Here is a 26,454-nt window from a genome sequence, read left to right as displayed (position 1 = left end):
CGCCTGCCCCGCCCCTCGGGATCCCGGATGGGGCGCCCTCTACAGCTCGATCTCACCGTTTGGCCCCGGCTCCGGCTTCTCTTCCACCTCGTCCGGGACTTTCTTGCGCAGGATGATGTCGCCGTTCGGCAGGATTTCCGGCGGGTGATAGGCGCTGAAGTCCTTCACGTCCTGCATCAGCTCCATCAGCGCCGGGCCCATCTCCCGCAGGAAGCTGTCCATCGCGGGGCCCGCGTCCTCGGCAAAGGCGCGCAGCCGGTCCATGGCCGGGTCCATCTCCTCCATCAGCCCGCGAAAGAACAGCCGCGCGCCGCGTTCCATCAGCGACGGCCCGTCTTCGTCCTGCGCAAGGGCAGGCGCGGGCGCGGCAAGGGCGAGGATCAGCACAAGATGTCTCATGCCCCTCAATATAGGGCCGCGCGTCCGCCAAGGAAGGTCAGAGATCGATGTCCAACACCACCGGAAAATGGTCCGAGGCCGCGATCAGCGCCTCGCGCAGTTCCACACGGCCCCAGCAATCAGGATCATCAAAGGGATGCCAGATCCGCCAGCGCGGGTTGGCCGCGCGCAGGTCCGGCGACACCATGACGTAATCCAGAAGCGCCTGCAGGAACCGCCGTTCGGGCTGGATGTAGAACCGCGCCGTCGACGGCGGGGCGGTCAGCCTGGCCTGCAATGCCTCTTCGGCGTGCGGATCATAAAGGCGCGGCTCGGAATCGCCCATCACGATCTCGACCGAGGATCGCCCGAAGAGATGTTCGTATTCGTCCAGCCCCGGCCCGTCGTTCAGATCGCCCATCAGGATCAGGCTTTCACCGCTGCCCAGGTGCTGCGCCACGCGCTGGCGCAGCCAGATCGCCTGCGCCAGCTGCTTGCGCCGGTTGGCGATCGACAGGCGCATGACCGCATCGCGCCCCACGGCCCCGTGCGGCGCCTTGGATTTCAGGTGCACGCCGATCATGCGCAGCGCCCGCCCGGCGGCCGTCGTCACCGCAAGTTCAAGCGGGGGCTTGGAAAAGACCACCTCGTCCTGGGTGGCGTCGACATCCAGATCGATCCGGAACCGCCCGTCGAACCGCGGCGCATGGGGCGCATCGGCCAGACCCTGCGGGCTGTGCTGCGCCACCAGCACATCGGGGTCGAACATCAGCGCGATTTCCTGCTGCGTCTGGTTGGGAAAGCCGGTGACGGTGCGCCGCGCGCGCAGATCGAAGGCCTCGGCAAAGCCCTGCAGCGCGCGGATCGTCGACCGGCGGCTGTTGGTGTCGGGCGCCTCGATCACCATGATGGCATCCGCGTCGATGGCGGAAAAGACCAGCCCCAGGGCCTCGATCTGCTGCGCCCGCGTCACGTCGCGCCGACCGGACCAGCGGTCATCGACCAGCAGCCGCCCGGCGTCGTCGAACAACGCATCGAACCATTCGACATTGTAGGCGGCGATCCGCATGGCTCAGGCCACCGGCGCGTCCGCGCGGCTGCGCTTGGCGGTGATCTCCTCCCAGGCGCGGTTCAGGTCCATCATCCGGCGCTCTGCCATGCCAAGCGCCTCTTCGGGCAGGCCCCGGGCCGCCAGGCGGTCGGGATGGTTTTCGCGTACCAGCCGCTTCCAGGCGGCGCGCGCCTCGTCATAGGTGGCGCCGGGATCAAGCCCGAGGATGGAATAGGGGTCGGCCATGGCGTCGGGCACATGGCGGAAGCGAAGGTTGCGGAAGCGCGCCTCGCTCATGCCGAAGATGCGGGCCACCTCGGCCAGGAATTCGTCTTCGGCCGGGTGATAGCCGCCGTCGGCCATGGCGATGTGGAACAGCCCGTCCATGATATCGCACAGCGTCTCGCTTGCCGGGCCGAACATGTCGGCGATCCGCCGGGCATAGACGTCGAACCCCGCCACGTCCTGCCGCGCCAGGTTGAAGACCTTCGCCGCCTCGGCCTCGTCCCGGTCGGCGATCTGGAACACCTCGCGAAAGGCCGTGACCTCGTCACGGGTCACCTGCCCGTCGGCCTTGGCCATCTTGGCGCCCAGGGCGATCACGGCGATGGTAAAGGCGACTGACCGTTCGGGCGGCGTGCGCAACGACTCGAAAACCGACGACAGGCTTTCCCCCCGCGCCAGCTTTCCAACCGCTTCCGATATTCGGCTCCAGATCGACATGGGCGCACCTTATCGCGCTGCAGCGCGGCTGTCAGAGAATTTTCTGCATGAGCACAAGGTCCAGCCACCGCCCGAACTTGCGCCCCGATTGCGGCATCCGCCCGCAGGTCTCATAGCCCATGGCGGTGTGAAAGGCGATGCCGGCCGCGTTCTCGCCGCTCACCCCCGCGACCATGGTGTGCGCGCCCGCGTCCCGGGCATGATCCTCGACGGCCTGCATCAGCGCGCGCCCGATCCCCTGCCCCCGCGCGGCCGGGCCCAGGATCACCGTATGCTCCATCGCATGCACATAGCCGTTGCCGCCGCGAAACTGATCATAGCTGGCAAACCCTGCGACCGCGCCCGCCACCTCGGCCACGAAAAACGCTCGGCCCCGCGCCTGTCTGTCCGCGACATAACCCGCGATGTCCTCAAGGCTCTTTTCGGCGGAGGCAAAGGTGACGGTCGTGTCGCGGATGATCGGCGTCCAGATCGCCTGGATCGCGGGATAATCGTCCGGCGCGACGGGTCGGATGGTCGGCATGGGGTACCTCCTGGGTCAGGTGCCCAATCTCCCTGTGCGCCGGGAAAAGGCAAGGGGCCGCGTCCCATGGCCCGCCCCGGTCTTCTCGTTGCCGAAAATATCCTCGGGGATGAATTGAGCCGCAGGCTCAAGAAGGGGCAGACAGCCCCTTTGCCCCCTGCCCTTGCGAACCGTCGTCATCGGACAACCGACGCCGCCCAAACGAAAACCGCCGCGCATCACACGCGGCGGTTTCCCGTCTTGCACCGTCGGGGTCGTTACGCCCGCGCGGCCCGGATCAGCTGAAGGATGTCCTGTGCCGCCGTCGGGATGTTGGTCCCGGGGCCGAAGATCGCTTTCACACCGGCTTTCTTCAGAAACTCATAGTCCTGCTGCGGGATGACCCCGCCGCAGATCACGATGATGTCGCCCGCGTCCTTTTCCTTCAGCGCCTCGATCAGCTGCGGGGCCAGCGTCTTGTGGCCAGCCGCCTGGCTGGAAATCCCCACCACGTGCACGTCGTTGTCGATTGCATCCTGCGCGGCCTCGTCGGGGGTCTGGAACAGCGGGCCGACGTCGACGTCGAAGCCGATGTCGGCAAAGGCCGTGGCGATGACCTTGGCGCCCCGGTCATGCCCGTCCTGGCCCATCTTGACGACCAGCAGGCGGGGGCGGCGGCCTTCTTCTTCGGCGAAGGCCTCGATATCGCGCTGGATGGCGGCGAACCCTTCGTCGCCCTCGTAGGCCGCGCCGTAGACTCCCGCCAGGGTTTTCACCTCGGCGCGATGGCGGCCGAATTCCTTTTCCATTGCCATGCTGATCTCCCCCACGCTGGCCCGGGCACGCGCGGCTTCGACCGCCGCTTCCAGAAGGTTGCCGCCCTCTTTGGCGCGGCGGGTCAGTTCGTCCAGCGCCGCCGTGCAGGCGGCCTCGTCCCGCGTCGCGCGGATCTTTTCAAGCCGCGCGACCTGTGACTCGCGCACCTTGACGTTGTCGACGTCGAGGATGTCGATCGGGTCTTCCTTGTCCTTGCGGTACTTGTTGACGCCGACGATGACCTCTTCGCCGCGGTCGATCATGGCCTGACGGCGCGCCGCCGATTCCTCGATCCGCAGCTTGGGCATGCCAGAGGCCACGGCCTTGGTCATGCCGCCCATCTCCTCGACCTCTTCGATCAGGGCCCAGGCCTTTTCGATCAGCTCGTTGGTCAGGCTTTCGATGTAATAGGACCCCGCCAGCGGATCGACGACCTTGGTGACGCCGGTTTCCTCCTGCAGGACCAGCTGCGTGTTCCGCGCGATCCGGGCCGAGAAGTCCGTGGGCAGCGCGATGGCTTCGTCCAGCGCGTTGGTGTGCAGCGACTGGGTGCCGCCAAGAACCGCGCTCATCGCCTCGTACGCCGTTCGGATGACGTTGTTGTAGGGGTCCTGTTCCTGCAAGCTCACGCCAGAGGTCTGGCAGTGCGTCCGCAGCATCTTGGATTTTTCCTGCTTGGCGCCAAACTCGGTCATGATGCGGTGCCAGAGCGTCCGCGCGGCGCGCAGCTTGGCGATTTCCATGAAGAAATTCATGCCGATGGCAAAGAAGAACGACAGCCGCCCGGCGAACTTGTCGACGTCCATGCCGGCCTCGATCGCGGCGCGGACGTATTCGCGGCCGTCGGCCAGGGTATAGGCCAGCTCCTGCACCAGGTTCGCGCCGGCCTCTTGCATGTGGTAGCCCGAGATCGAGATCGAATTGAACTTGGGCATCTCGTTGCTGGTGTATTCGATGATGTCCGAGATGATCTTCATCGAAGGCTTGGGCGGATAGATATAGGTGTTCCGCACCATGAATTCCTTCAGGATGTCGTTCTGGATCGTGCCGGCCAGAAGCGACTTGTCATGCCCCTGTTCCTCACCCGTCACGATGAAACTGGCGAGGATCGGGATCACCGCGCCGTTCATCGTCATCGACACCGACACCTTGTCCAGCGGGATGCCGTCGAACAGGATCTTCATGTCCTCGACGCTGTCGATCGCCACGCCGGCCTTGCCGACGTCGCCCACCACGCGGGGGTGGTCGCTGTCATAGCCGCGGTGCGTCGCCAGGTCGAAGGCGACCGAGACGCCCTGCTGACCGGCGGCCAGGTTGCGGCGGTAGAAGGCGTTGGATTCCTCGGCCGTGGAAAAGCCCGCGTACTGCCGGATCGTCCAGGGGCGGCCCGCATACATCGTCGCCTTGGGGCCACGGGTGAAGGGGGCCATGCCGGGCATGGAGCCCAGGTGATCCAGCCCCTCGGTGTCCTCTTCGGTATAGATCGGCTTGACGGTGATCCCCTCAAGCGTCTCCCAATCGAGATCAGAGAGCGGCTTTCCCCGCAGCTCTTTCTCAGCGATGGCCGACCATTCGTCTTTTTTCGATCCCATGTGCTTGTCCTCTCTGGTGACGCCCGGGCGGCAGGTGTTGCCCCGCTCTCTCGGACTGTTCCGTCTTCCTCAAACCTGACCGGCCCGTGGGCAGATAGGTCGCCAGACCCCCTGCCCCTGCGGCCAGCCAGAATTCATCGTCCTGCCAGGCCTCGGCCAGCAGGGCGCGTTGATCGGGGGTGAAGGGCTGCCAGGCCCCTTCACCCGCAGGGATGGCACAGGCCATGGCCCCGCGCGCGTCCAGCGCGGCGCGCAGCTCTGCGCGGTCGGGGGCGGCGTTCAGCCAGTGGTCCGTGTGATCCTGCGGGGCTGCGACAGCCCTCGCCGTCATCGCCGTCAGCATGTCGTCCGGCGCGGTCCGGTGGCGCAGCAGCACGATCGGCGCCCCCTGGTGGGACGCCAGATCGCGCACCACGTCCTGCCAAAGGCGCGGGCCCCGGGCGATCCGGTCCAGCTGCGCGCGGGCGGGCAGCGGATGGCCGCGTTCGACCGCACAGGCCAGGGCCGAGGGCCAGTAGCCCGGTTGCGGCCGTAACGTCATCACGACGCGGCTAATCCGATGGCCGAAAGCCTCTGAGACCCGCGCGATCCGGGCACCGACATCGGGGTAAAGCTGCGCCTGACGCATGTTGTGCGCGGGGGTTCCGGGCAGGTTTTCCTCGCTCACCACCAGGTGGCGCAGGCCCGCGGCCTCGGCCCGGCGCAGCGCGGTTTCGATCCGGCGGCGTGCGGTGTCGCGGGCCTTTGGGTCCACCACTTCGTTCGTCGCGGGCAGCACCCCGGCCAGCAATGCGCCCCGCGTGCGCAGCGGCCCCCAGAACCCGACGCGGCGGCGTTGCAGGGCCGGGCCATTCAGGCGCAAGTAGTGCTGAAAGCTTGTCGTGGCTGTGCGATGCGCCCCGATATGCAGGATCACGTCCATCTGTCTGGCCCCTCTGCGCCGCGCGGCGATGCGGCGGTGCGTGTCGATCATGCGATGCATCATGACCGGGGACCTCTGACAAAGTGCTTAACGCGGGCCGGGGCCAACCACAGGGGGTTGCGACAAATCGGGCGGGTGCCGGTGACTTGGGCGGTTTTACACCCTATATCTGGAACAACGGAGGACCCGCGACACATGCGCAAGTTACTGACCTCACTGTTGCTTCTGCTGGCCGCACCGCTGGCGGCCCAGGATGCAGGCGCCGCCACCACCCCGGCCCCGGCGGCCGAGGCGACGGATGGCGTTTTCCTTGATGTGGCGCCCGAGGCGCTGGAGGACCTCAGGTGGGTCAAACGGGTCGTGGCGGTCTTTGCCGACAGCCCGAACGATCCGAACTTCCGCCGCCAGATGGAGGCCCTGCGCGCCGATCCCGGCCCGCTCGCCTTCCGCGACGTGGTCGTGGTGACCGACACCGATCCCGCCGCCGAAACCGCGCTGCGCCAGACCTTCCGGCCGCGCGGGTTCATGATGGTGCTGGTCGGCAAGGACGGCCAGATCAAGCTGCGCAAACCCCAGCCCTGGGACGTGCGGGAAATCTCGCGCGCGATCGACAAGACCCCGCTGCGGCAGCAGGAACTGCGCGACCTGGGCCAGCGCGGGGGCGTGGCCGTCGGGCGGTAGCCCGGGTTATGCCCCGGACCGGTCACCAGATGGTCCGCCACGACGTCTTATCCGCGGCCCCCCCGGACGCGCCCACGGAACAGATCAGCGCCTCGCGCTGATCCGCCGGGGTCGCAACTGGGGTGACGACGAAGCCCATGGATCACTCGAATTCCATGATCACTTCGTCGACGGCCAGGCTGTCGCCCGCGCCCGCGTTGATCTTGGACACCACGCCCTTGCGTTCGGCGCGCAGGATGTTTTCCATCTTCATCGCCTCGATGGTGCAGAGCGCCTGGCCTTCCTGGACCTCCTGGCCCTCTTCCACGTCGATCTTCACGACCAGACCCGGCATCGGGCAGAGCAGCAGTTTCGACGTGTCGGGCGGCAGTTTTTCCGGCATCAGTTTCGCCAGTTCCGCGTGACGCGGGCTGCGGACATGGACCTTGAGATCCGCGCCACGCGACCGGATGCGGAACCCGCCCGAGATCTTGCCGACCTTGAGCACCAGCGGCGCGCCGTCGACAGTCATCTGGGCCAGCTGGTCGCCCGGGGTCCAGTCGCCCTCGACCCGGTGCGCGGTGCCATCGGCGAACGTCACGGTCGACCCCTTGGGGTCCGCGTCGATGGTGACCTCGAACTCCGCCCCCTGAAGGGTGACGTTCCAGTCTTCGCCGACATGGCGTTCGTGGTTGTCCATCCGACCCGACACGCGGGTGCGGCGGATTTCGGCGACGCGGTTCATCGCGGCCGTGGCGGCGGCGATGCGGCGCAGGGCGGCTTCGTCCAGCGTCACGCCCTCGAAGCCATCAGGGTACTGTTCGGCGATGAAGGCGGTGGTCATTTCACCGTCGATGAAGATCGGGTGATCCATCACGGCAGCGACGAAGGGCAGGTTGTGACCGATGCCCTCGACCTCGAAGGTGTCCAGCGCGACGCGCATCGCCTCGATCGCCTCGGCCCGGGTCGGCGCCCAGGTGCAGAGCTTGGCGATCATCGGGTCGTAGTACATGCTGATCTCGCCGCCCTCGTAGACGCCGGTATCATTGCGCACGGCCGTGTCGCCCTTGGGCGCGTCGCCCTGCCATTTGCCGTTGTCCAGCAGCGGGCCCGCGGCGACCTCGGCCGGGGGCCGATAGCGGGTCAGACGGCCGATCGACGGCAGGAAGTTGCGATAGGGATCTTCGGCATAAAGACGGTTTTCGATCGCCCAGCCGGTCAGTTTGACGTCGTCCTGGGTGATGGTCAGCGGCTCGCCATTCGCGACGCGGATCATCTGTTCGACCAGGTCGACGCCGGTGATCAGTTCGGTCACCGGGTGTTCCACCTGAAGACGGGTGTTCATCTCGAGGAAGTAGAAGTTCTTCTCGCCGTCGACGATGAATTCCACGGTGCCCGCGCTGGCGTATCCCACGGCCTTGGCCAGGGCCACGGCCTGATCGCCCATGGCCTTGCGGGTGGCTTCGTCCAGGAAGGGGCTCGGCGCTTCTTCGACGACCTTCTGGTTGCGGCGCTGGATCGAACATTCGCGTTCGCCCAGGTAGATGCCGTTGCCATGCGCGTCACACAGCACCTGGATCTCGATGTGGCGGGGCTGGGTGACGAACTTCTCGATGAAGATCCGGTCGTCGCCAAAGGAATTCGCGGCCTCGTTCTTGGACGACTGGAAGCCTTCGCGGGCCTCGGCGTCGTTCCAGGCGATCCGCATCCCCTTGCCGCCGCCGCCGGCGCTGGCCTTGATCATGACCGGATAGCCGATCTGGTTCGAGATCTTCACGGCCTCGTCGGCGTCCTCGATCAGGCCCATGTAGCCGGGAACGGTGCTGACCCCGGCTTCCTGCGCGATCTTCTTCGACGTGATCTTGTCGCCCATGGCCTCGATCGCCTTGACCGGCGGGCCGATGAAGGCCACGCCTGCGGCGTCCAGGGCTTCGGCGAATTTCGAATTTTCCGACAGGAAGCCGTAGCCGGGGTGCACGGCCTGCGCGCCCGAAGCCTTGATCGCCTCCATGACCTTGTCGATCACGATGTAGGACTGGTTGGCCGGGGGCGGGCCGATGTGCACGGCTTCGTCCGCCATCGCGACATGCAGCGCGTTCTTGTCGGCGTCAGAATAGATGGCCACGGTCTGGATGCCCATCTTGCGCGCAGTCTTGATGACGCGGCAGGCGATCTCACCCCGGTTGGCGATCAGGATTTTGTCGAACATGTCAGTCCCTTCCCGGTTCCTGGCCCCGGAGCACCCGGGGCATATTGCAACGCAAAAACCCCGCGGCAGCAGGGCTGCTACGGGGTTTCACAGATTTCTGGCCCGTCAGATCGCTCTGACGGGTGAAGATCAGGTCAGACTTACTGGCACTTGCCGGGGTTGGTCTGACAGTAGGCGACGTTGGCCGCGCCGCCGATGATGGCGCCGGTGCCGATGTTGCCGCCGGTGACAGCAGCGGTGCCGATGCCGGCCGCGCCACCCACGAGGGCCTGCTCACCGACCGTCTGTCCACAAGCCGTGAGACCGCCGAGGGCAAGTGCTGCCACTGCAATGATTTTTGCTCTGCGCATCGTTCCGTTACTCCTCGATTAATGCGTATCCCCACGATAACACGCGAGGTCGGGGAATGTTCCGCAAAAGTTTGACGACAGGCGGAAAAACGCCCGCGATCACGCGGAAGTGTAGACGGCTGCGCATGGCGGGGAAAAAGGGCGGGCGGTCTGGCCTTGGGGGAACCAGACCGCCCAATTGGGGAAGGGTAACGGTATTGACACATCGCGGTCCGGGCTAGGACAGACCCTTCTGCGATATCCATGACCGTGACAGGCTTTTCAGAAATCGAAAACGTGTTTTCCGCCGATGCCGAAACCTGAGCCGGAACCCGCGCAAATCCGCGCGTGTTCGGCAAAAAAACGCTCAACTCAGAAGTGTGAGGGCGGGCAGGCATGAGGCGGACGGACATCACCAGTCTTCCTCGTCGTCTTCATCGTCTTCCCAGGGCGCATCGGCCTCGAAGACCTGCGGGAAGCTGCGGCGGGCCACGGCTTCGTCGATCTTCAGAAGCGCCTCGTAATCCGACGGGTCGAAGGGCTCCTGCGCCGGGACGACCTCGCGACCGAACAGCCACGACAGGCGACCGGCATCCAGGTTGCCACGTTCGAAAGGCTCATCTCCGAAATGTTCCCAAAGCGCGGCCATGAAGGCCTCGTCCGCGCGGCGATCAGCGGGACGGCGGTCGCGATAGCGTTCGCGCCGGGTGATGGCGGTGACCCCCTTGGGGTTGGCGCGTCGGATTGTGAACTGGAAATCCGTGCCGGTCAGGCGACCGGGAAACCCGCGATGCTTCAGCATGATGCGTCCCCCATCCGGGGACCGCGGGGGGTAACCGGGGCGGGCCGGACGGCCGCGCCCCGATTGATCTTACTTGTACTTGCCGGTGTAGACCGGTTCGCTGGAGATCGGCGCAGGCTGAACTTCAACGTATTCCGGCTCGGGCTGAGCGCAAGCGGCTGCGAAGGACACCAGGCCCAGCGCGAAGACAATTTTGATGCTCTTGGACATCTGTAACTCCTGTTAAGTCTGCCATGCGGACGGGCCCCGGTGTCATCCCGGGTCCCCCCACACATCGGCGTGTCTTGGGAAACGCCTTGATCAAACATAGCGCAATTCCGTGTGACTTCATACGACTTGCGCGTGCCCCCCGCAGCCTGTGACGCGAAAGACGCAGGGGAAACGGCGGAAATCCGCGCGAAAGCTAGATATTGTGCGGGCATCAAAAGCCCTCCCATATGCAGGTGCCATCCGCGAGGCGGAAGACTTCGAAGAACTGGATCACCTCCGGCGCGTTGGCCCCGAACTCGACCGGGGCCGAGGCGATGGAGATGACGGTTTCTGCCGCCGCTTCGCCTGATACGGGCTGATAGGCAAGGGCCTGCGACAGGCACAGGGCTTCGAAATCCTCTTCCATGGCGGCGCGCGAGTCCCGCGTCATGTCGGGCGCGACATAGCGCAACCGCAGCCAGAGCGCGCCGTCGGGTTGCAGGTCTTCCAGAACTTCCTGAAGGGTCAGATGCATCCCCGAGGGCACGGACGGGGACTCCTCCTGCCCCCGCACCGTGGTCGCGGCGGCGCAGAGCGCCCCCAGTGCCGCGACATGTCTCCAATGCACGTTCATGCCCGACGCCCCGCGTGGGCCAGCCAGCGGCGGCGGTTGGCGGGGCTTTCCAGCACCTCGGCGATGCGCGCCTGCGCGCCGCCCGTGGCCCCGTCACACCGCCCACCGGCCTCGATTACCAGCGCACCCTCGGCCCCTGCGACGCGGACCACCGGCGAAAAGCCCCGCAGCCGCTGCGCCGCGCGCCACAGATCCTGCCGCACCTGCTGCGCAAGGGCCGTGCGCGACACGCCCTGCGGCGCCGCGATGCGCGTCGTCACGCACAGGTCGAAGCGGGCGGGCAGATGCCGCGCCACCGTGACCGACGTGTCGTCACGCAGGATATGCCAGCCGGTGGTTCCCATGGATCACAGCGGAATGTTGTCGTGCTTTTTCCAGGGGTTCGTCAGCTTCTTGCCGCGCAGCGATGCAAAGGCGCGGGCCACCCGGCGGCGGGTGCTGCGCGGCTGGATCACCTCGTCGATGAACCCCTTTTCAGCGGCGACAAACGGGTTGGCAAAGCGGTCTTCATAGTTCTGCGTCCGCTCGGCAATCTTTTCCTTGTCGCCCAGTTCCGAGCGATAGAGGATCTCGACCGCGCCCTTTGCGCCCATCACCGCGATCTCCGCGGTCGGCCAAGCATAGTTGAAATCGCCGCGCAGGTGCTTGGAGGCCATCACGTCATAGGCGCCGCCATAGGCCTTGCGGGTGATCACCGTGACCTTGGGCACCGTCGCCTCGCCATAGGCGAACAGCAGCTTCGCGCCATGCTTGATGACGCCGCCATATTCCTGGCCCGTGCCGGGCAGGAACCCGGGCACGTCGACGAAAGTCAGGATCGGGATCTCGAAGGCGTCGCAGAACCGGACGAACCGCGCGGCCTTGCGAGAGCTGTCAATGTCCAGGCACCCGGCCAGCACCATCGGCTGGTTGGCCACGACGCCCACGGTCTGCCCTTCCAGACGAATGAAGCCGGTGATGATGTTCTTGGCGTAGTCTTCCTGGATCTCGTAGAAATCGCCCTCGTCCGCGACCTTGAGGATCAATTCCTTCATGTCGTAGGGCGTGTTGGCGTTTTCGGGGATCAGCGTATCAAGGCTGTCCTCGATCCGGTTCGGCGCGTCGAAGAAGGGCCGCACGGGCGGCTTTTCGCGGTTGTTGAGCGGCAGGAAATCGACCAGACGGCGGACCTCGGCCAGCGCCTCGACGTCGTTTTCAAACGCACCGTCGGCAACCGAGGATTTTTTCGTGTGGGTCGAGGCGCCGCCAAGTTCCTCGGCGGTCACGACCTCGTTCGTGACGGTCTTCACCACGTCGGGACCGGTCACGAACATGTAAGAGCTGTCCTTCACCATGAAGATGAAGTCGGTCATCGCGGGCGAATAGACCGCGCCGCCGGCGCAGGGCCCCATGATGACGGAAATCTGCGGCACCACGCCGGATGCCATGATGTTGCGCTGGAACACGTCGGCATACCCGGCAAGAGAGGCGACGCCTTCCTGGATCCGTGCGCCGCCCGAGTCGTTCAGCCCGATGACCGGGGCGCCGTTCTGGATCGCCATGTCCATGATCTTGCAGATCTTCTGTGCGTGGGTTTCCGACAGCGACCCGCCAAAGACGGTGAAGTCCTGGCTGAACACATAGACCATGCGGCCGTTGATGGTGCCCCAGCCGGTGACCACGCCGTCGCCTGCCGGGCGCTGTTCTTCCATGCCGAAGTCGGTGCATCGGTGTGCCACGAACATGTCGAACTCTTCAAAGCTGTCGGCATCCAGCAGCAGTTCGATCCGCTCGCGGGCGGTCAGCTTTCCCTTGGCGTGCTGCGCGTCGATCCGTTTCTGGCCGCCACCCAGCCGGGCAGCTTCCCGGCGATCGTGGAGTTCCTGGATGATGTCTTTCATGGCGTGATCTCCCTCTCGGACAGGCCCTTCGCGGGCGCAGCAATCTGGCGCGACCATAGGCACTTCCGCCGCCAGACCAAAGGGATATTGAGCAAATTTGCAAACTATTGGCACAGCGCGGCGAGCAAAGTGCAAAGTAGCTAATAAATCCCGCCCTTGCAGTTCGAAGCATAGACTCGCCCCACGGCCAAGAGTAGCGCACAGTGATGACCATGGCCCCTGCACCCCGTTACCTAGATCACCGCTCTGCGCCGCACCTGTCGACGCTGATCCTGCTTGCCAGCATGACCGCGCTGACGATGAACGTCTTCCTGCCGGCCCTGCCACAGATGGCCGAGCACTTTGACACGCCCTATCGGGTGATGCAGCTGTCAGTGGCGATCTTCCTGGCCAGCAACGGTCTTTTGCAGATCTTCATCGGCCCGCTGGCCGACAAGTTCGGGCGGCGGCCGGTCATCCTGTCGGGGCTGGCGATCTTCTGCGTGGCGACGCTTGGCTGCCTCTTCGCCCCCAACGTGACGGTCTTCCTGATCTTCCGGGTCATACAGGCTTCGGTCGCCGTGGCCATGGTGCTAAGCCGGGCGGTGGTGCGCGACATGAACACGCCGGAACAGGCCGCGTCCAAGATGGGATACGTCATCATGGGCATGTCTGTCGTGCCGATGATCGCCCCGGCGATCGGCGGCGTGCTCAGCGAGGCCTACGGCTGGCAGGCGACCTTCTGGGCGCTGTTTGTCGGCGGCGTGATCGTCGTCGCGATCACCTGGGCCGACCTGGGCGAAACCGGCACGCCCTCGGACCTGTCGACCAGCCAGCAGTTTGCCGAATACCCCGAACTGCTGACCTCGCCGCGCTTCTGGGGATACTGCATGACCTCGGCCTTCACCTCGGGTGCTTTCTTCGTGTTCCTTGGCGGCGCCCCCTTCGTGGCAAGCGAGGTCTTCGGCATGTCCCCGGCCGAGTTCGGCTATTTCACCGGCGCACCGGCGATCGGCTATTTCCTGGGCAACTGGATCACCGGGGCGGCCGCGGCGCGGATCGGAATGAACCGGATGATCATCATGGGCACCTTGGTCGCGGCGCTTGGCGTGCTGGCGGCCATCGCGCTGACCATGGCGGGCCTGGGCGGCAAGTGGATCTTCTTCGGCTGCATGACCTTCGTGGGTGTCGGCAACGGGCTGACGATCCCCTCGGCGACCTCGGGCATGCTGTCGGTACGCCCGCACCTGGCCGGCACGGCCTCGGGGCTGGGGGGCGCGATGCAGATCGGCGGCGGCGCCATCCTGTCGGCGGTGGCGGGGCTGCTGTTGGTGCCGGGCGCGACAGAGATGCCGGTGCTGGTGCTGATGGCCATGACCTGCACGGCCGGGCTGCTGTCGATCCTGCTGGTGCTATTGCGCGAACGTCAGCTGCGCGGCTGACGCTTGCGCGGGCAGGTTTGCAAAGTTAGGCTTGTGTTAGTGTAAATCTGCAAAAAGCACCTGCATGGGCACCAAGAAACTCTACGCCGGGGCGAAGCTGCGGGAAACGCGCCAGAAGCTGGGGCTGACGCAGAAGGAATTCGCGGCCAAGCTGGGCGTGTCGCTGCCCTATCTCAACCAGATGGAAAACAACAACCGGCCGGTGTCGACCACGGTTGTCCTGTCCCTGGCGCAGGAATTCGGCTTTGACGTCACCGAACTGTCGACCGGCGACAGCGAACGGCTGGTCTCGGACATGCGCGAAGCCATGGCCGACCCGATCCTGGCCGACGTCGCGCCGCCCCTGGCCGACCTGCGCCTGACCGCCTCGAATGCGCCCGCGCTGGCCCGCGCCTTCCTGCACCTGCACCGCGCCTACCGGCAGACGCATGAACGGCTTGCCTCGCTCGACGAAGCCTTGGGGCGCGAAGATGCGCGCACCCTGCCTTCGCCCTGGGACGAGGTGCGGGATTTCTTCCATTACTGCGACAACTACATCGACGCGGTGGACCGGGCGGCGGAAAACTTTGCCTCGCCGTCACAGCCGGAAAAGAACATCCGCGTCCGCGCCGTCAGCAAGCTGGGCAACCAGGGGATTTCCGTCAGCTTCGCCGACACCAAGACGCTGCGCAGCTATGATCCCGAAACCCGGCGGCTGACCCTGTCGCGCCGCGCCGCGCCTGAAACCCAGACCTTCCAGCTGCTGCTGCAAATGGCGCTGCTGCAGCACGACCCCCTGCTTGAGGCGACGCTGGATTTCGCGAAATTCCAGTCCGACGCCGCCCGCGCCATCGCCAAGATCGGGCTGGCCAATTATTTCGCCGGCGCCGCGCTGATGCCCTACACCACCTTCCTCGACGCCGCGCGCGAGGTCCGGCATGACGTCGAAATCCTCGCCCTGCGGTTCGGTGCCTCGATCGAACAGGTGGCGCACCGGCTGTCGACCCTGCAGCGCCCCGGCGCCAAGGGGATCCCGTTCTTCTTCGTGCGCGTCGACCAGGCCGGCACGATCACGAAACGGCACTCGGCCACGCGGTTGCAGTTCGCCCGCTTTGGCGGCGCCTGTCCGCTGTGGAACGTGCACCGGGCGTTCGAAACGCCGGGGCGGTTCCTGCGGCAGCTGGCCGAAACGCCCGACGGGGTGCGCTATATCTCGATCGCGCGCGATGTCAGCAAGCCCGGCGGATCCTGGGGCGCGCCCGACCGCCGGTTCGCCATCGCGCTTGGATGCGAGGTCACGCATGCCCCCGCGCTGGTCTATGCCGACGATCTGGATCTGACCCGGCCCGACACCTTCGAACCCATCGGAATCTCGTGCCGGATCTGTGAACGCGAACACTGCCACCAGCGGTCCGTCCCCCCGCTGGAGCGTAAGCTGACCATCGACCCGAACGCGCGGGGCACCCTGCCCTACGACGTCGGCTGACGGTCAATGTCGGCGTAACACGCTGTAGATATTGTCCTTCAAGGCGGCCCGCTGCTTGCGCATATGGACCATCGCCAGATCGGCAAGCGGTTCGACGTTGGTTTCCGCCCGGTGGATGCGGCGGTTCAGCAGGTGGTATTCTTCGGTCATGCGCGCGAAATGCGCGTTCACCTGCCTCAGAGAGCTGATGACCTCAGCATGTCGGGGAAATTCTTCGTGCAGTTCATGGGGTGTATGCGCCATGGCTTCGTCCTTTCCTCCTCTACCCAATCTTACAATAGCGCGAGTCGCCCCTTTCCAAGCTGCGCCAGATCAAATTTTTCCATCCACAGGCCCGGACACGGCCAAAAACCGCCCGCCTTTCCTTTGACACCGCCGCCGCCCCGCGCTTGGGTGGCGCCGACAAGAAAGGGATCCCCGTGACCGCCCAGCCCTCCTCCGCCCCGCCGACCGATCCTGTCGACCTGTTCATCATCGGCGGCGGCATCAACGGCTGCGGCATCGCGCGTGACGCCGCCGGGCGCGGGCTGTCGGTCGCGCTGGCGGAAATGGGGGACCTGGCGCAGGCGACCTCGTCATCCTCGACCAAGCTGTTCCATGGCGGCCTGCGGTATCTGGAATTCTTCGAATTCCGCCTCGTCCGCGAAGCCCTGCAGGAACGCGAGACCCTGCTGCGCGCCATGCCGCACATCAGCTGGCCGATGCGGTTCGTGCTGCCCTACCGCGCGGACATGCGGTTCGACAGCGACACGCCGACCTCGCGCCTTCTGTCGTTTGTCATGCCCTGGATGAAGGGCCGTCGCCCCGCCTGGCTGATCCGGCTGGGTCTGTTTCTCTATGACACGCTTGGCGGCCGGCAGATCCTGCCCGGCACGCGAAAGGTGGATCTGTCGCGCGATCCCGTGGGCGCGGCCCTGCAGGACGACATGCGCTTTGCCTATGAATATTCGGATTGCTGGGTGCAGGACGCGCGGCTTGTGGTGCTGAACGCGCGCGATGCGCAGGCGCGCGGTGCGCGGATCATGGTGCGCACCCGCGTGACCTCGGCCCGGCGCGAGGACGGTCTTTGGCAGATCGATCTGGAGGGGCCGGGCGGCCCCGCGCGCGTGATCGCCCGCGCGCTGGTGAACGCCGCGGGCCCCTGGGTCGACGACGTCATCCAGGGCGCACTCGGGCAGTCGAACCGCCAGAACATCCGGCTGGTGCGGGGCAGCCATATCGTGACTAGGCGGCTTTTCGATCACGACCGCTGCTATTTCTTTCAGGGTGCGGACGGGCGGATCATCTTTGCCATTCCTTACGAACAGCACTTCACGCTGATCGGCACGACCGATCAGGATCATGACGGTGCGCCGGGCGAGGCGGAGTGCTCGGAGGAGGAGATTTCCTATCTTTGTACCTTCGCGTCACAATATTTCGAAACGCCTGTAAAGCCTGAAGACGTCGTTTGGACCTACTCCGGCGTCCGGCCGCTCTATAACGACGGCGCAGGGTCCGCGACCGCCGCCACCCGCGATTACGTGCTGAAGCTGGAAGGCACGGCGCAGGAGGCACCGCTGCTCAATATCTTTGGCGGCAAGATCACAACCTATCGCCGCCTCGCCGAACATGCGCTTGAGAAGTTTGGCAAAACCTTCCCCGCCATGGGCGCGGGTTGGACCGCCGGCGCGACCCTGCCCGGGGGCGATTTCGCGGTTCAGGACACGGCGCAGGTCACGGCAGACCTTGCCCGCGACTACCCGTTTATGAATTCTGAAATCTCAGAAAGATTGATCCGCCACTATGGCACCGAGGCGCGGCAGATCCTTGGCACCGCCCAAAGCTTCGCCGATCTGGGCCGGGATTTCGGCGCAACCCTGACCGAGGCCGAGGTCCGCTGGCTGATGACCCGCGAATGGGCGCAGAGTGCCGAGGATGTCGTCTGGCGCCGCACCAAGCTGGGCCTGCGCATGACCCCCGACCAGATCGCTGCGCTTGACGCCTTCATGGCGCAGGCCGCACAAAGCGCGGCTGAGGAGAGCACATGACCCATATTCTGGCCATCGACCAGGGCACCACGTCCAGCCGCGCGATTGTCTTCGATCAGGCGCTCACCCCAGTCGCCTCTGCGCAAGAGGAATTCCGCCAGATCTTCCCGCGCTCGGGCTGGGTCGAACACGATCCACGCGACATCTGGGGCACCGTCGCCGCGACCTCGCGGTCGGCCATCGAACGCGCGGGCGTGACCGCGCAGGACATCGCCGGGATCGGCATCACCAACCAGCGCGAAACCACGCTGGTCTGGGATCGCACCACCGGCGCGCCGGTGCACAACGCGATCGTCTGGCAAGATCGCCGTACGGCAGCGTATTGCAATGACCTCAAGGCGCAGGGTGTCGAGGAAGAGGTGACGGACAAGACCGGTCTGCTGCTCGATCCCTATTTCTCAGCCACCAAGATCCGCTGGATTCTCGATCATGTCGACGGCGCGCGGGCGAAGGCCGAGGATCTGCTGTTCGGGACCGTCGACAGTTACCTGATCTGGAAACTGACCGGCGGCGCGGTGCATGCGACCGACGCCACGAATGCCTCGCGCACGATGCTCTATGACATCGGCAAGGGCGCATGGTGTCCCGACCTCTGCCGTCTCTTCGACATCCCCCAGCAGATGCTGCCAGAGGTGCGCGATTGCAACGCGGGCTTCGGGGAAACCCGCGCGGATCTCTTCGGTCGCCCCATCCCGATCCTCGGCGTGGCAGGCGATCAACAGGCCGCGACGCTTGGGCAGGCGTGCTTCGAACCCGGCATGATGAAATCAACATACGGCACCGGATGTTTTGCGCTACTCAATACGGGGCGGGAAAAGGTGCGGTCGCAGAACCGCATGCTGACGACCGTGGCTTACCAGTTCGACGGGCAGACGACCTATGCGCTGGAGGGATCGATCTTTATCGCCGGTGCGGTGGTGCAATGGCTGCGCGACGGGCTCAAGATGATCCGCGAGGCCGGGGAAACCCAGCCGCTGGCCGAAGCCGCCGATCCCGCGCAGCAGGTCATCATGGTCCCCGCCTTCACCGGCCTTGGTGCGCCCTACTGGCAGGCCGACTGCCGGGGCGCGATCTTTGGCCTGACCCGCGCGACCGGCCCCGCCGATTTCGCCCGGGCCGCGCTGGAAAGCGTCGGGTTCCAGACCCGCGACCTGTTGGAGGCGATGCGCGCCGACTGGGATCCGGGCGACACGGTGCTGAGGGTGGACGGGGGCATGACCGCCTCGGACTGGACGATGCAATACCTGGCCGACATCCTGGGCGCGCCGGTCGACCGGCCCGAGGTGCTGGAAACCACGGCGCTTGGCGTGGCCTGGCTGGCGGGCTGGTCGGCGGGCCTCTGCCCCGGCCCCGACACCATCGGCGACAGCTGGGCGCTGGACCGCCGGTTCGAACCGCAGATGGACACGGCCGAGCGTGACGCGCGCTATGCCCGCTGGACCGCCGCCGTGAAGGCCACGATCGCCGCCGGCCCGCTTTCGCCTTGACCCCCGCCCCGATCCGTGCGGAATTCGTTTCCGCATAACGGGAGGAACACCATGAACATCAGCACGCTCTTTTCGCTCGAGGGCAAGGTCGCCGTCGTCACCGGCGGCTCTCGCGGGATCGGCAAGCATTTTGCCCGCGCCTTCATCGAGGCTGGCTGCGCCAAGGTCTATATCACCGCGCGCAAGGCCCAGGCCTGCGTCGACACCGCCGAAGAGCTGGGTGAGAAATGCATCGCCCTGCCGCATGACCTGTCGACGCTGGACGGCATCGACGCCTTTGTCGCCGACCTGAAGAACCACGAAGACCACGTCGACATCCTGATCAACAACGCCGGCGCCGCCTGGGGCGAGGATTACCTCGAATACTCCGAGGCCGGTTGGGACAAGACCATGGATCTCAACCTGAAATCGCCGTTCTTCCTGACGCAGAAGATGCACGACCTGCTGACCAAGAACGCGACCGCCGACGAGCCGTCCAAGGTCATCAACATCGCCTCGATCGACGGGCTGCGGCTGAACCCGTGGGAAACCTACGCCTATCACGCGTCGAAATCCGGGCTGATCTACCTGACCCGCCGCGTTGCCGCCCGCCTGCTTGAAGACAACGTGCTGGTCAACTGCATCGCGCCGGGCGCCTTTGCGTCCGACATGAACCGCGCGGCCCGCGATCACGGGGACGAGGTCGCCAAACGCATCCCGCTCAAGCGGATCGGCAATGGCGAGGATATCTCGGCCGCGGCGATCTATCTGGCGGCACGGTCCGGCAACTACGTGGTGGGCCAGACGATCGCCGTGGACGGCGGGCTGGTCTGGGCCACGATCGGATCGTCGATCGACGCCTGAGCGGCGGGGTTGGCGGGTTGGGGGCGCTGCCCCCGCCCGTTCCGGGCCCCCCGGAGTATTTCCGGCAAGATGAAGCAGGGACCGGCGCGCGGCGGCGGTCCCTTTGCGTTTGTCCCGGCGGGGTGCCGTTCGCGACAGGGCGTGCCGCACATGGGTTTGCGGGCCCGCGCGATCGCGTCCACCCTAGGGGCATCGATCCAGCGGAGCCCGCCCATGACCCACACCGATCCCCGCCTTGGCGATTGCCCCGACTGGGGCTACCTGCTGCGCGAATTCGACCTGCTCTATCGTGACGGATCCGACGGCGGGTCAAAAGCGATCCGGTCACATCGCAAGCGGGTGCGCGACGGGCTGTCGGCGGTGATCACCGAGAACCCGGTGGTCGCGCCGCGCCAGGCCGCATCAAAGCCGGTGACGGCCCATCTGAACCGCGCGCTCGACATCGGCGAACGCGGCGTGGTGCACGGGCTGACGCGGGCGCTGTCGCGGGTGGCGGACAGGCTGACCTGGGAATACGGCTATGAGAAGGTGCCACGGGCGCTGGCCCAGAAATACGCCTATTGCGAGGTGCTGGGCCCGCGCGGGCCGGTGCTGTGCGACCGGCTGATCCTTGGGTTCGTGCTGTTCGCGCCCCGGACCACCTATCCGCAGCATTCCCACAAGGAGATCGAGGAAAGCTATATCTCGGTCGCGGGATCCTGGTCCGAGAATGACAGTGCGGTCTATGCGCCGGGCTCGCTGATCCTGAACCGGCCCGATCACGAACACCGCATCACCACTGCCGACCTGGCACCCTGCCTGCTGGCCTATGCCTGGGTCGGACCGGCGGGGATGCTGAGCGATCCGGGGATGAAGCTGTCGTCGACCCGCAAGGCGCGGATGTCGCAGGGGATCTGAGTCAGTCGTCGCGGTAGCGGGCGACAAATTCCCGCAGCAGGGGCACCCGGTGCGGGCGGAAAGTGTCGCCGCCGTCCTCGGCCTGGGCGATCCGCGCTATGTTGAAGCTTCGGAAATCCATCCGCATCCGGCAATGCGCCATCAGCATCAGCGACCGGTCGCTGTAGGACATCGCCAGCGGCCAGACCTCGCGGTCGGTCACGCGGTCCTGCGCGTCGCGATAGCGGATGCGGAGGCTGCGTTCGTCCCAGCAGTTGCGGCGCAGCAGGTCCATGTCGATCGTGACCTCGGGCCGGTCGGGGGCGGGCCGCCAGGTCATCATCGTGTGGTGCAGCGCCTGTCGTGCCATCCGGTCCGGCAGGGTGGCGATGATCCGCGCCACCGCCGCGCGCCCGGCGGTCGCCAGCGCGTCATCGCCGATCTGTTCCAGCGCCGACAGCGCCACCATCAGCGCCTCGATTTCCAGCCGGTCAAAGCTTTGCGGTGGCAGCGCGGGATCCTCGGTCAGGGTATAGCCGACCCCGGGCGCGCCATCGATCAGCGCCCCGCCCGCCCGCAGCGTGGCAATGTCGCGATAGAGCTGACGCGGCGAGACATCCGTCTCCGCTGCCAGCCGCGCCGCCGTCACCGGTGCGGGCAGGCTGCGCAGCGCCGTCATCAGGCGCATCAGACGATCCGTGCGGGCCATGCAACATCCTGCCGTAAACTGTCAGTATCCCCGTCGTAGACCCGGGCCATCGAAAAGCAAAGGACAGATCCCATGCCCACCCTCTACCACGCGCCCCTGACCCGATCCTCGGCTGTCTGCACGCTGATCCGCGAATTGCAGGCCCCGGTCGACATCCACATCGTCAGCGTGCGGCGCGGCGACGGATCCGGCGCGCCGGACCCGGCCAATCCCCACCCCGAGAAAAAGGTGCCCTTCCTTGTCGACGGGGACGAGGCATTGCGCGAACGCGGCGCGATCATGGCCTATTTGACTGACCTCTACCCCGAGGCCGGGCTTGGCCCACATTCGGGCGATCCGGGGCGTGGTGCTTACCTGTCGTGGCTGTCCTACTACCAGGGCGTGATGGAGCCGCTGCTGATCCTGTCGGTCGCAGGTGTCGACAGCCCACTGGTGCGCGACACCTTCGGCGATCTGGCCGGGATGGCCGACCGGTTGGAGGCGGCGCTTTCGCAGGGGCCGTGGTTGCTGGGCGATCGGTTCTCGGCCGCGGATATCCTCTGCGCCTCGCCGTTTGCCTGGCTGCCGGACCTCACGCCCGACCGGCCCGCGATCCGTGACTGGCTGGCCCGGTGCGCCGCTCGGCCCGCCGCACAGGCCCAGCAGGCCGAGGAGGCCGCCGCCCTCGCCCGGCTCACCGCCTGAGGCTCACTCCAGCACGGCGCCGTATTCCAGGATCACCGGCACGACCAGATCCTCTTCGTCTTCAAGGTGGCGGTGCAGGAAGCTTCGGAAGGCCACCTGCGCCTCAAGCAGCGTGCGCGCCTCGCGCTCGTCGTCCTCTCCGGCGGCGATCTTCTGCAGCACGGCGTTGGTGGCATCGGCCAGGGCATGGATATGCCCGTCCAGCGCGTGGTGGTCCCGATCGAGGATCTCGAAGCCCTTTTCCAGCCGTGCATCCAGCGGGATGAACTGCGGGAAGTAATGGTGATCCTCGATCTGGTGATGCCCGTGCAGCTGGTTGAGGAACATCGAGGTATAATGCTGCATCTCGCGGCCATAGCGCGGGTTGGCGCCGTCCAGCCGTTTCTGCGTGCCCTCGACCAGCAGGTCGTTCAGCTGGCGGAACATCCCGTGGCGTTCCAGCCAGAAGGAGGTCAGGTCGTTGAAGTTCGGGTGCCCGCGCCATTCGGTCCGGGGATACAGATCCGCCAGCACGCGCAGGTGCTCCGGCAGGCCGGTGCGCGCATCCAGCGCCAGGTCGTCATCGCTCATCTTGGCCCTCAGGTCAGTTTCTGCGGCGGCACCGGCGGGGTGATCTGGCGGCGTTTCAGCACGTGCTCCCTCCAGGTGATGAAGCTGATCGCACTGATGATCATCACGCCGCCGAGCACCACGTAGGGGTCCACCGCCTCGTCAAACAGGACATAGCCCGCCAGTACCGCCCAGACCAGTTGCAGGAAGGTCACCGGCTGCGTCACCGTGATCGGGGCCGCGCGGAACCCCAGGGTCATCAGGTAATGGCCCAGTGTCGCGAAGCCCGCCGTGGCCAGCAGCACCAACAGCTGCCAGCCCGTCGGCGTCACCCAGTCGATGGCCGCGATCGGCACCAGCCCGATGGTCACGCTGACCGACAGCATGGTGATGACCGCCACCGGGTCCGTCTCGTCCGTCAACCGCTTGGCCAGCAGGTAGGATCCGGCAAAGACCACGGCCGCGATCAGCATGGCATAGTGGCCCGGCCCGATTTCGCGAAACCCCGGCCGCAGGATCACCACCGCCCCCACCAGCGCCACCACGACCGCAAGGATCCGCCGGACCGCCAGCTTTTCACCCATGAAAAGCGCCGCGCCGATGGTCACGTAGATCGGCGAGAGGTAGTTCATCGCCGTCACATCCGCCAAGGGGATCGTCGCCATGGCATAGAACCACAGCGCCACCCCCGCCGCATGCAACCCGCCCCGGAGCGCAAAAAGCCCCCACTGCCGCGGGCTGAGCCGGATCCGCATGATCTGCCGGATCGCCGGCACCAGCAGCATCAGCCCCAGCCCATAGCGGATAAAGGCCATCTCGGGCGCGGGCATGACGGGGCCGAGGTACTTGACCAGGATATTCACCCCGACAAACAGGATCCCCGCCCCGAAGGTCCAGAGGATGCCCTCCACGGGCCGGGAATTGAATGCTGCCGTCATGTTTTCTGGGTGCCATGATTGGGCGGGGACGGCAAGGGGGATGTGGGGGGGGGTGGGAAGGGCGGGGAGCCGAAGTTCGCTGCTTCCCGCACGAACGGCAGTGATGCGCAATAGCGCTCATTGGTAGGACATGCTACATGAACAAAAAAAATGCAGTGCCGCCGCCGGTGGTATGGAGGGTACTATGTCACTAGCAAACGAAATTCAGATTGCTCGCAAGACGATTGTTACAGACGGCTATGATATGTCGTTAGGTGAAGTTGTTAACTTATACCGAGATGAAGAACTAATCATCGATCCTGTATTTCAGCGCCTATTTCGTTGGGGTGATGAACGAAAAACGCGATTCATAGAATCTATAATTCTTGGAATTCCAATTCCCTCCATCTTTGTGTCGCAGAATGAAAGTGGGGTGTGGGAGTTGATTGACGGCTTGCAACGTATTTCCACTATTTTGCAGTTGACAGGAGATTTGCGTGGCGATTTGGCAGTAGAGCTCGGTCCGCTGATCCTGAATGGAACGAAATTTCTTCCGAGCTTGAACGGTAAGCGTTGGAAAGAAAGTTGTCAGGGTGCTGGTGATGGCCTCGGGCAATCTCTTCAGATCGAGATCAAGCGAGCTCGCGTCCGAGTCGAAATACTTAAAGCGGAAAGTGATTCCACCGCAAAGTTCGAGCTATTTCAGCGCCTCAATACTGGTGGCGTTAGCTTGTCTGAGCAAGAAGTTCGAAACAGCATGGCCGTAGCGATAAATAGACCATTTTACGACTGGCTGGTTCAGCTTTCGAATAATGCAAATTTTATTAATACAACCAACCAGACTGACGCGGCACTCATGTCTCAGGCAGGGGTCGAGCTCGCGCTGAGGTTTCTCGCCTTCAAGACAATACAATACGATCCGGGGCTGGATGTTCATGAGTATCTCGACGAAGCGCTCATTCAAATGGCGAGCGACCCAAACTTTGATCTCAATGCCATTGGGGCCGAGTTCGCTCTATCATTTCAATACATCGACGAGGCGCTCGGGAACGCAGCGTTCAAGCGGTGGAATGGGAACGCATTTAGCGGTAAGTTTCTCATGTCTGTCTTCGAAGTGATGACGAAAGGCGTATCGGATAACCTCCCTGCTTTGCAGGTTATGAACGATCAACTCCGCAAGGACTTCCTCTGCAAAGCTGCGAAAGATCTTTGGCAGAACACGACTTTCAACAAATATTCAGGCGCAGGTATACGAGGTACGACTAGGCTTACAAAGCTGCTGCCACTTGCCTCTCAGCTACTGCGGCCGTGAGGACGAAGCTTTGGCCGATATTCGGACACTCGATGACTTCCAGGATGCTCTGGACAGGGAGATGTCATGGCGACTGAAGGAAGTTAAAGCCTTCAGCATTGCTTCAAGAGCTAATAGCCCTGATCGGCGATACTTCATAAGAGCGGGAGTAGCGCTTCTTTACGCTCACTGGGAGGGTTTTGTGAAAAAATCTTCGGAGAATTACCTCAACTTTGTCAGTAGCCGTGGACTGAAATATAATGAGTTAAAGTCCTGCTTCTCCGTATTTGGCTTGAAGTCAAAGCTTCAGACGCTGTCCGTTTCTCGCCAATCCTTATCGAACATAGATGCTTTTGATTTCATTCTCCTGCAGCTCGATCAACCTGCAAGATTGCAGATCGGATCCGCGATTAATACAGAGTCAAACCTCACATCTAAAGTGTTCAGTAATATCGCTCTTTCGCTGGATATCAGCCTCGCTCCGTATGCTTCGAGATTTAACTTGATCGATGAAAGCCTGGTTAACAGAAGAAATAAGATCGCGCACGGTGAATTTATAGACATAGGCGGAAAGGAGTTCGGCGAACTGCAGGACGCAGTTTTGCAGGTGATGCGCGAATACAAGACCGACCTGCAAAATGCTGCTTCGATGGAAGCCTATAAACGGTAGAGTGAAGACGGGGAAGCTTTATCCTCAAAAGGTTCAGACCGGTCACTCGACGCGCGAAACACGAACGGTCGGTGATGGGATGAACCGACTACCAGCTGCGCCTGGTTCGAATGTCCGGAAAGGGCCGAAACGCTCTTACCCCCCTCACCAAACCAACCCCACCGCAATCGCGCCCATCACCACGGCAATCCCCAGATCCAGAAGCCTCCAGGCCAGGGGGCGGCGGAAGACCGGGGCCAGCAGCCTCGCGCCGTAGCCCAGCGCGACGAAGAACATCGCCGAGGCCGTCATGCCCCCCAGCGCGAACGCCAGCTTGTCGTCATGGCCCGCCGACACCGCGCCCATCAGCGCCAGCGTGTCGAGATAGACGTGCGGGTTGGCCCAGGTCAGCACCAGGCAGGTCGCCAGCGCGCGGCGCAGGGGAATGGCGGGGGTGGCGTCGGGGGTCAGGGCCTCTCCGCCGCGGATCGCGTTGCGCAGGGCCAGCGCCGCATAAACCGACAGGAAGGCCGCGCCGCCCCAGCGCATGGCCTCTCCGAACCAGGGCATGGCCTCGGTCAGGGTGCCGAACCCCGCGACCCCGGCGGCGATCAGGGCCGCGTCCGACAGGGCGCAGGTCAACACGATCGGGCCGACGTGTTCGCGCCGCAGACCCTGCCGCAGGACAAAGGCGTTCTGCGCGCCGATCGCGACGATCAGCGACAGGCCCAATCCGAAGGCAGCGAAGAAGGTGGTCAGGGTCATCGGCGGTCTCCGTTTCGCGCGGTGTTTCGCGCAGGACGGGGATAGGCGGCGAGGCGATATAAGCCTAGCGAATGTTTCTGCATC

General features: G+C 64.8%; 28 protein-coding genes. 10 read left to right on the top strand and 18 right to left on the bottom strand.

Translation table 11 applies throughout. The features are described 5' to 3' along the window. Positions 1-39 precede the first annotated feature (39 nt). The 6 genes from E4S58_RS01870 to E4S58_RS01845 all read right to left on the bottom strand — a co-directional run bounded on the left by E4S58_RS01870 (position 40) and on the right by E4S58_RS01845 (position 6,035). Complete coding sequence (locus E4S58_RS01870; protein ID WP_136634623.1) at positions 40-399, bottom strand: hypothetical protein; 360 nt, start codon at positions 397-399, stop codon at positions 40-42. Between the two features lie 37 nt (positions 400-436). Beyond that, positions 437-1,447: an endonuclease/exonuclease/phosphatase family protein gene (locus tag E4S58_RS01865; protein ID WP_136634622.1), complete on the bottom strand. Its 1,011-nt coding sequence runs from the start codon at positions 1,445-1,447 to the stop codon at positions 437-439. Positions 1,448-1,450: 3 nt separating this feature from the next. Next, on the bottom strand, positions 1,451-2,152 hold the full coding sequence (locus tag E4S58_RS01860) for a TerB family tellurite resistance protein (protein WP_136634621.1): 702 nt from the start codon (positions 2,150-2,152) through the stop codon (positions 1,451-1,453). Between the two features lie 31 nt (positions 2,153-2,183). Next, positions 2,184-2,675 carry a GNAT family N-acetyltransferase gene (locus tag E4S58_RS01855; protein WP_136634620.1) on the bottom strand — a complete coding sequence of 164 codons (492 nt, stop codon included), beginning with the start codon at positions 2,673-2,675 and terminating at the stop codon, positions 2,184-2,186. 257 nt (positions 2,676-2,932) lie between these two features. Then, positions 2,933-5,062, bottom strand: a complete 2,130-nt coding sequence (scpA, locus tag E4S58_RS01850; protein ID WP_136634619.1) for a methylmalonyl-CoA mutase — start codon at positions 5,060-5,062, stop codon at positions 2,933-2,935. After that, on the bottom strand, positions 5,025-6,035 hold the full coding sequence (locus tag E4S58_RS01845) for a hypothetical protein (RefSeq protein ID WP_136634618.1): 1,011 nt from the start codon (positions 6,033-6,035) through the stop codon (positions 5,025-5,027). The genes scpA and E4S58_RS01845 overlap by 38 nt, the downstream gene beginning before the upstream one ends. Positions 6,036-6,179: 144 nt before the next feature. Here E4S58_RS01845 and E4S58_RS01840 point away from each other — a divergent pair, with 144 nt between their 5' ends. Continuing rightward, the gene (locus E4S58_RS01840; RefSeq protein ID WP_136634617.1) at positions 6,180-6,665 is read left to right on the top strand and encodes a DUF4174 domain-containing protein; all 486 of its coding nucleotides are present in this window, start codon (positions 6,180-6,182) and stop codon (positions 6,663-6,665) included. 142 nt (positions 6,666-6,807) lie between these two features. Here the strand turns inward: E4S58_RS01840 and E4S58_RS01835 are convergent, their stop codons facing one another. The 7 genes from E4S58_RS01835 to E4S58_RS01810 all read right to left on the bottom strand — a co-directional run bounded on the left by E4S58_RS01835 (position 6,808) and on the right by E4S58_RS01810 (position 12,687). Beyond that, positions 6,808-8,853, bottom strand: coding sequence for an acetyl-CoA carboxylase biotin carboxylase subunit (locus E4S58_RS01835; RefSeq protein WP_136634616.1), 2,046 nt, complete (start codon positions 8,851-8,853; stop codon positions 6,808-6,810). A gap of 140 nt (positions 8,854-8,993) precedes the next feature. Beyond that, the gene (locus E4S58_RS01830) at positions 8,994-9,203 is read right to left on the bottom strand and encodes a hypothetical protein (protein WP_136634615.1); all 210 of its coding nucleotides are present in this window, start codon (positions 9,201-9,203) and stop codon (positions 8,994-8,996) included. Positions 9,204-9,594: 391 nt separating this feature from the next. Beyond that, positions 9,595-9,984 (bottom strand): hypothetical protein, encoded by a 390-nt coding sequence (locus E4S58_RS01825; protein WP_136634614.1) that lies wholly within the window; start codon positions 9,982-9,984, stop codon positions 9,595-9,597. Between the two features lie 69 nt (positions 9,985-10,053). Then, a complete protein-coding gene (locus E4S58_RS17815; RefSeq protein ID WP_169052576.1) occupies positions 10,054-10,194 on the bottom strand; it encodes a hypothetical protein in 141 nt (46 codons plus the stop codon). Between the two features lie 211 nt (positions 10,195-10,405). After that, positions 10,406-10,807, bottom strand: coding sequence for a DUF6497 family protein (locus E4S58_RS01820; RefSeq protein ID WP_136634613.1), 402 nt, complete (start codon positions 10,805-10,807; stop codon positions 10,406-10,408). Next, positions 10,804-11,151 carry a hypothetical protein gene (locus E4S58_RS01815; RefSeq protein WP_136634612.1) on the bottom strand — a complete coding sequence of 116 codons (348 nt, stop codon included), beginning with the start codon at positions 11,149-11,151 and terminating at the stop codon, positions 10,804-10,806. Before E4S58_RS01815 ends, E4S58_RS01820 begins: the two co-directional genes overlap by 4 nt. Before the next feature lie 3 nt (positions 11,152-11,154). After that, positions 11,155-12,687: an acyl-CoA carboxylase subunit beta gene (locus tag E4S58_RS01810; RefSeq protein WP_136634611.1), complete on the bottom strand. Its 1,533-nt coding sequence runs from the start codon at positions 12,685-12,687 to the stop codon at positions 11,155-11,157. 212 nt (positions 12,688-12,899) lie between these two features. On the opposite strand from E4S58_RS01810, the gene E4S58_RS01805 reads away from it, so the two are divergent. Further along, complete coding sequence (locus E4S58_RS01805) at positions 12,900-14,108, top strand: multidrug effflux MFS transporter (RefSeq protein WP_338101491.1); 1,209 nt, start codon at positions 12,900-12,902, stop codon at positions 14,106-14,108. Between the two features lie 64 nt (positions 14,109-14,172). Then, positions 14,173-15,573: a helix-turn-helix domain-containing protein gene (locus E4S58_RS01800; RefSeq protein ID WP_136634609.1), complete on the top strand. Its 1,401-nt coding sequence runs from the start codon at positions 14,173-14,175 to the stop codon at positions 15,571-15,573. Positions 15,574-15,576: 3 nt separating this feature from the next. On the opposite strand, the gene E4S58_RS01795 is transcribed toward E4S58_RS01800, so the two are convergent. Further along, positions 15,577-15,816: an HP1242/YdcH family protein gene (locus E4S58_RS01795; protein WP_136634608.1), complete on the bottom strand. Its 240-nt coding sequence runs from the start codon at positions 15,814-15,816 to the stop codon at positions 15,577-15,579. Between the two features lie 176 nt (positions 15,817-15,992). On the opposite strand from E4S58_RS01795, the gene glpD reads away from it, so the two are divergent. The 4 genes from glpD (at position 15,993) to E4S58_RS01775 (ending at position 20,827) form a co-directional block, all read left to right on the top strand. Next, the gene (glpD, locus tag E4S58_RS01790) at positions 15,993-17,600 is read left to right on the top strand and encodes a glycerol-3-phosphate dehydrogenase (protein ID WP_136634607.1); all 1,608 of its coding nucleotides are present in this window, start codon (positions 15,993-15,995) and stop codon (positions 17,598-17,600) included. Then, positions 17,597-19,087: a glycerol kinase GlpK gene (gene glpK / locus E4S58_RS01785; RefSeq protein ID WP_136634606.1), complete on the top strand. Its 1,491-nt coding sequence runs from the start codon at positions 17,597-17,599 to the stop codon at positions 19,085-19,087. The genes glpD and glpK overlap by 4 nt, the downstream gene beginning before the upstream one ends. Positions 19,088-19,138: 51 nt before the next feature. Continuing rightward, positions 19,139-19,930 carry an SDR family oxidoreductase gene (locus E4S58_RS01780; protein WP_136634605.1) on the top strand — a complete coding sequence of 264 codons (792 nt, stop codon included), beginning with the start codon at positions 19,139-19,141 and terminating at the stop codon, positions 19,928-19,930. 213 nt (positions 19,931-20,143) lie between these two features. Next, a complete protein-coding gene (locus E4S58_RS01775; RefSeq protein WP_136634604.1) occupies positions 20,144-20,827 on the top strand; it encodes a dimethylsulfonioproprionate lyase family protein in 684 nt (227 codons plus the stop codon). 1 nt (position 20,828) lies between these two features. Here the strand turns inward: E4S58_RS01775 and E4S58_RS01770 are convergent, their stop codons facing one another. Beyond that, positions 20,829-21,515 (bottom strand): helix-turn-helix transcriptional regulator, encoded by a 687-nt coding sequence (locus E4S58_RS01770; protein ID WP_136634603.1) that lies wholly within the window; start codon positions 21,513-21,515, stop codon positions 20,829-20,831. A gap of 72 nt (positions 21,516-21,587) precedes the next feature. Here E4S58_RS01770 and E4S58_RS01765 point away from each other — a divergent pair, with 72 nt between their 5' ends. Next, the gene (locus E4S58_RS01765; protein WP_136634602.1) at positions 21,588-22,199 is read left to right on the top strand and encodes a glutathione S-transferase family protein; all 612 of its coding nucleotides are present in this window, start codon (positions 21,588-21,590) and stop codon (positions 22,197-22,199) included. Positions 22,200-22,202: 3 nt separating this feature from the next. Here E4S58_RS01765 and E4S58_RS01760 read toward each other — a convergent pair whose 3' ends face one another. Together E4S58_RS01760 and E4S58_RS01755 are read right to left on the bottom strand one after the other, a co-directional pair. Then, positions 22,203-22,769 carry a hemerythrin domain-containing protein gene (locus E4S58_RS01760; protein WP_136634601.1) on the bottom strand — a complete coding sequence of 189 codons (567 nt, stop codon included), beginning with the start codon at positions 22,767-22,769 and terminating at the stop codon, positions 22,203-22,205. An 8-nt stretch (positions 22,770-22,777) separates the two neighbouring features. Continuing rightward, positions 22,778-23,686, bottom strand: a complete 909-nt coding sequence (locus tag E4S58_RS01755; RefSeq protein WP_136634600.1) for a DMT family transporter — start codon at positions 23,684-23,686, stop codon at positions 22,778-22,780. Positions 23,687-23,870: 184 nt separating this feature from the next. On the opposite strand from E4S58_RS01755, the gene E4S58_RS01750 reads away from it, so the two are divergent. Together E4S58_RS01750 and E4S58_RS01745 are read left to right on the top strand one after the other, a co-directional pair. Beyond that, positions 23,871-24,977, top strand: a complete 1,107-nt coding sequence (locus E4S58_RS01750) for a DUF262 domain-containing protein (RefSeq protein ID WP_136635787.1) — start codon at positions 23,871-23,873, stop codon at positions 24,975-24,977. Between the two features lie 10 nt (positions 24,978-24,987). After that, on the top strand, positions 24,988-25,626 hold the full coding sequence (locus E4S58_RS01745) for an MAE_28990/MAE_18760 family HEPN-like nuclease (RefSeq protein ID WP_169052575.1): 639 nt from the start codon (positions 24,988-24,990) through the stop codon (positions 25,624-25,626). A 144-nt stretch (positions 25,627-25,770) separates the two neighbouring features. Here E4S58_RS01745 and E4S58_RS01740 read toward each other — a convergent pair whose 3' ends face one another. Next, on the bottom strand, positions 25,771-26,364 hold the full coding sequence (locus tag E4S58_RS01740; protein WP_420821272.1) for a LysE/ArgO family amino acid transporter: 594 nt from the start codon (positions 26,362-26,364) through the stop codon (positions 25,771-25,773). Positions 26,365-26,454 lie beyond the last annotated feature (90 nt).

Origin of the sequence: Pseudooceanicola onchidii, from assembly GCF_004959925.1 — a bacterium.
GTDB classification, from domain to species: Bacteria; Pseudomonadota; Alphaproteobacteria; order Rhodobacterales; family Rhodobacteraceae; genus Pseudooceanicola; species Pseudooceanicola onchidii.
The sequence above is the reverse complement of the archived record's forward strand: the minus strand, read 5'-3'. Positions and strand labels throughout refer to the sequence as shown.

Coding starts and splice junctions, on each gene's coding strand:
- E4S58_RS01780 (WP_136634605.1), top strand. CDS start 19,139: ATGAACATCAGCACGCTCTTTTCGCTCGAGGGCAAGGTCGCCGTCGTC.
- E4S58_RS01830 (WP_136634615.1), bottom strand. CDS start 9,203: ATGCGCAGAGCAAAAATCATTGCAGTGGCAGCACTTGCCCTCGGCGGT.
- glpK (WP_136634606.1), top strand. CDS start 17,597: ATGACCCATATTCTGGCCATCGACCAGGGCACCACGTCCAGCCGCGCG.
- E4S58_RS01870 (WP_136634623.1), bottom strand. CDS start 399: ATGAGACATCTTGTGCTGATCCTCGCCCTTGCCGCGCCCGCGCCTGCC.
- E4S58_RS01770 (WP_136634603.1), bottom strand. CDS start 21,515: ATGGCCCGCACGGATCGTCTGATGCGCCTGATGACGGCGCTGCGCAGC.
- E4S58_RS01835 (WP_136634616.1), bottom strand. CDS start 8,853: ATGTTCGACAAAATCCTGATCGCCAACCGGGGTGAGATCGCCTGCCGC.
- E4S58_RS01805 (WP_338101491.1), top strand. CDS start 12,900: ATGGCCCCTGCACCCCGTTACCTAGATCACCGCTCTGCGCCGCACCTG.
- E4S58_RS01840 (WP_136634617.1), top strand. CDS start 6,180: ATGCGCAAGTTACTGACCTCACTGTTGCTTCTGCTGGCCGCACCGCTG.
- E4S58_RS01775 (WP_136634604.1), top strand. CDS start 20,144: ATGACCCACACCGATCCCCGCCTTGGCGATTGCCCCGACTGGGGCTAC.
- E4S58_RS01865 (WP_136634622.1), bottom strand. CDS start 1,447: ATGCGGATCGCCGCCTACAATGTCGAATGGTTCGATGCGTTGTTCGAC.
- E4S58_RS01755 (WP_136634600.1), bottom strand. CDS start 23,686: ATGACGGCAGCATTCAATTCCCGGCCCGTGGAGGGCATCCTCTGGACC.
- E4S58_RS01750 (WP_136635787.1), top strand. CDS start 23,871: ATGTCACTAGCAAACGAAATTCAGATTGCTCGCAAGACGATTGTTACA.
- E4S58_RS01800 (WP_136634609.1), top strand. CDS start 14,173: ATGGGCACCAAGAAACTCTACGCCGGGGCGAAGCTGCGGGAAACGCGC.
- scpA (WP_136634619.1), bottom strand. CDS start 5,062: ATGGGATCGAAAAAAGACGAATGGTCGGCCATCGCTGAGAAAGAGCTG.
- E4S58_RS01860 (WP_136634621.1), bottom strand. CDS start 2,152: ATGTCGATCTGGAGCCGAATATCGGAAGCGGTTGGAAAGCTGGCGCGG.
- E4S58_RS01845 (WP_136634618.1), bottom strand. CDS start 6,035: ATGATCGACACGCACCGCCGCATCGCCGCGCGGCGCAGAGGGGCCAGA.
- E4S58_RS01825 (WP_136634614.1), bottom strand. CDS start 9,984: ATGCTGAAGCATCGCGGGTTTCCCGGTCGCCTGACCGGCACGGATTTC.
- E4S58_RS01795 (WP_136634608.1), bottom strand. CDS start 15,816: ATGGCGCATACACCCCATGAACTGCACGAAGAATTTCCCCGACATGCT.
- E4S58_RS01815 (WP_136634612.1), bottom strand. CDS start 11,151: ATGGGAACCACCGGCTGGCATATCCTGCGTGACGACACGTCGGTCACG.
- E4S58_RS01820 (WP_136634613.1), bottom strand. CDS start 10,807: ATGAACGTGCATTGGAGACATGTCGCGGCACTGGGGGCGCTCTGCGCC.
- E4S58_RS01855 (WP_136634620.1), bottom strand. CDS start 2,675: ATGCCGACCATCCGACCCGTCGCGCCGGACGATTATCCCGCGATCCAG.
- E4S58_RS17815 (WP_169052576.1), bottom strand. CDS start 10,194: ATGTCCAAGAGCATCAAAATTGTCTTCGCGCTGGGCCTGGTGTCCTTC.
- E4S58_RS01765 (WP_136634602.1), top strand. CDS start 21,588: ATGCCCACCCTCTACCACGCGCCCCTGACCCGATCCTCGGCTGTCTGC.
- E4S58_RS01760 (WP_136634601.1), bottom strand. CDS start 22,769: ATGAGCGATGACGACCTGGCGCTGGATGCGCGCACCGGCCTGCCGGAG.
- E4S58_RS01810 (WP_136634611.1), bottom strand. CDS start 12,687: ATGAAAGACATCATCCAGGAACTCCACGATCGCCGGGAAGCTGCCCGG.